Annotated in this window: 1 protein-coding gene; it reads right to left on the bottom strand. The window is 61.7% G+C overall.

What is annotated here, in order from left to right:
• Window positions 1–129: 129 nt before the first annotated feature.
• Window positions 130–2,529 (bottom strand): diguanylate cyclase, encoded by a 2,400-nt coding sequence (locus ACCD00_RS30455; RefSeq protein ID WP_413428900.1) that lies wholly within the window; start codon window positions 2,527–2,529, stop codon window positions 130–132.
• Window positions 2,530–2,732 lie beyond the last annotated feature (203 nt).

The following is a 2,732-nucleotide window of genomic DNA, read 5'->3' as shown; positions in this document are numbered from 1 at the left end:
CCCCCCCCCCCCCCCGGGGGCCGCGGCCCCCCCCCCCCCCCCCCCCCACCCCCCCACCCACCCCCACCCCCCCCCCCCCCCCCCCCCCCCCCCCCCCCCCCCTCCCACATGAGTCGCGTACAACCCGGGTTAATTCATCTCCCCTTCTACCCGATCCCTTCCTGCCTGCTTCGCCGCATAGACCCCCGAGTCCGCGCGTAACAGCAAGGCATCGGCGCCCTCTCCGGCCCGCCAACTGGCAATCCCGAAACTGGCGGTAACGGTACCGACATCTTCGATGGGTGAACTGCGCAAGCCTTGCCACAATTGCCGGGCCAAAATGTAGGCATGTTCGCCGTTGATATCCGGGCACAGCACCATGAACTCCTCACCGCCCAAGCGGCAGAACACATCGGTGCGACGCAACCGGTGGCCGATCCGTTGGCAGACCGCCTGCAACACCCGATCACCGATGGCATGGCCATGCAGGTCATTGATGCGCTTGAAATGGTCGATATCGAGCATGATCACCGACAAATCCCCACCGCCACGCTCTACCCTGGCCATTTCGGTGGTCAGGCGCTCCTGGAAATAACGCCGATTGTGGATACCGGTCAACGAATCGGTGACCGACAACGCGCGCAATTCTTCTTCCACCCGCTTCATATCGGAAATGTCCGAGACGTAGCCGTGCCACAGCACACCGCCACCAGGCAGCTCCTCCGGAGTGGCTTCGCCGCGAACCCAACGCAAACCACGTTGCGGCAGTTGCACGCGGTACTCTTCACGCCAGGGGCTGAGGGTGTCGGCCGAGGCGCGGATCGAAGCGCGGACACGGGTGGTGTCCTGCGGGTGAATCCGGGTGAAGATCGACTCGGCATTGAGCAGCAGCACGTCGGGTTCCAGCTCGTAGATCTCGCGAATGCCGTCGCTGGCGTAGATCACACTGAAGCGCCCGTCGAACTCCATCTTGAACTGGTAGATGCCACCGGGTACGTGGGCGCTGAGTTTCTTCAACAGCAGGTCCCGCGCCGCGAGCGCTTCATGGACCCGTTTGCGTTCGGTGATATCGATGCACACCGCCAGGTGCCCGACCCACAGGCCTTGCTCGTCGAGCACCGGTGTCGCGAGCATGTTGACCATCAAATGGCTGCCATCGCCGCGCACCAGCGTCCACTCCCGCGCCTCGTGGCTGCCCTCCATGTCGCCTTCGACCAGCATCGCGTGGCAGGCTGGAACCGGTTTGCCATAACGTGCACTCAACTCTGCCGAGCGAGCGGCCAGTTCCCGGGGCAGGTGGAGGTTCTCCAGGGTCATATGGCCGACCACTTCGGCACTGGTATAGCCAAGCATCTGCTCGGCACCCGCGTTGAAAGTGCTGATGATGCCGCGCAGGTCGGTGGCGATGATCGCAACCTGGGTGGCGGCATTCAGCACGCCACGCAACTGACCATGGGTGCCGCGCAGTTCTTGCTCTCGATCGCGCAGCTCCTGGGTGCGTTGCTCGACCAGCCTCAACGCCCGCTGCCGCTGACTGACCAGCACATACAGCAAGGCACTGAGCAACACGCTGAGCAAACCACCCAGCACCATCACACTGGTCACCGATGAATGATTGGCCTGGATAAAGGCCTCGCTGGGCTGGATATCAACTTGATAGTCATGGTCGGCCATGCGCAACAGGCGCGTGGCGGACAACTCGCTGATGGCCGGCGGGTTGGGCGACTCGAACAGCACTTCATGCTGGTCGTCGGTCGACAAATCGAGGATGCGCACCGATAGATAATCGCGGCTCGCTTCAGGCAGTCCGTCCGCCAGCAACTGGCGCATGCTGATCACGGCCATGACATAACCGTAGGGCTTCGTGGCCTTGTGGTATTGACTGTTGCGCTGCATGACCGGCGCGACCAGCAGCACCCCCCGTGCATAAGCCGGCTCGATATTCACCAGATGCATCGGTTGCGACACTGCCATACCGGCATGCTGATCAGCCCGATCAAGCGTGGCGCGCCGTAGCGGCTGGGCCAGCAAGTCGTAACCGAGGGGAGAACCGAGTTTGCTTTGGGTCTGGCTATAGAGCACCACCACGTACTCGTCGCGTTCGCCCGCCAGTTTCAGCTGACCGTCGGCATCGAGTTCGCGCAGGGAGAAGTTACTCAAGCCTTCGTCACGCACACGGCGCTCGAACGCCGCCCGCTGCTCGCTGGTGACCCGTTCCGCGTAGGAATAGGCTTGGGTTCGCAGCAGCAAAGGCTGGGTATAACCGTCGAATTCGGCTCGGGAAACCGAATCGGAATTGGCGAAAAAACGGCGCAGGCCATCGAGGCGCTGCTCCTGATCTTCGAAACGCTCTTCGATACGACTGTAACGCTCACTGGCCAGCAGTTGAAAGCGTTGCCGCAATTGATGGTGAAACAGATTCAGCGTCGACCACGCCAACAACCCAGTGAGCACCCCGCCGACAAGTAACACCAGCAGCGCGATCAGCCAGGCCGAGACATCTTCGCTGATAAACCCCAGGATTTTTGGGCGCACGGCGTGCAACGACATAAAACGCAAACTCAAAACGCCAGGTGCGGGAAAGCCCTTTGGCCATGAGTTGAGTTATAGCTATTAGCCACTAATTTGACCAGTACCCTGTAGGAGCGAGCCCTGCTCGCGATGGACTCGAGAACACCGCGTGCATTCAGAAAGCACGCGTTATCGTTATCGACCATCGCGAGCAAGCTCGCTCCTACAGGTGGGTTCAACCG

The organism is Pseudomonas sp. Pseusp3 (assembly GCF_047304225.1).
Classification (GTDB): Bacteria; Pseudomonadota; Gammaproteobacteria; order Pseudomonadales; family Pseudomonadaceae; genus Aquipseudomonas; species Aquipseudomonas fluorescens_CD.
This window is presented reverse-complemented; position numbering and strand designations above follow the sequence as displayed.